This window comes from Cytobacillus oceanisediminis 2691, assembly GCF_007678455.1.
GTDB lineage: Bacteria > Bacillota > Bacilli > Bacillales > Cytobacillaceae > Mesobacillus > Mesobacillus oceanisediminis_A.
Map to the genome: position 1 here is coordinate 1 of NZ_VEEP01000074.1, position 334 is coordinate 334.

The following is a 334-nucleotide window of genomic DNA, read 5'->3' on the forward strand; positions in this document are numbered from 1 at the left end:
TCCCCACATTCCCAATATTCAAACCCCCACCCCACCTCTTAAAATCCACACCATCAATCACCACCCTCCACTTCAATTCACAATCAAATACAACTCTTCAACCAATCTTCCACATATCTCCAAACAACTCCATAAAAACATACAACACCTTCATTTCCCTCATCAAACCCACATTCTTTTCACTCCGCACACACACCTTCTCCAATCTTCAATTCATGACTTCCTTCTCCCTTTCGTTCTCCCAATCATCCTCATTTATCTTCTCATCGCTGCGCACTTCCAATCATTCAAGTATCCATTTGTCATCATCTTCACTCTGCCGTTCATCCTCATT

The 334-nt window shown here is 42.2% G+C and carries 1 protein-coding gene; it reads left to right on the plus strand.

The genetic code is table 11. From position 1 onward, the window contains the following. Nucleotides 1–16: 16 nt before the first annotated feature. The coding region (locus FS736_RS25535; RefSeq protein ID WP_395883920.1) for an efflux RND transporter permease subunit at nt 17–334 on the plus strand (318 nt) is incomplete at its 3' end.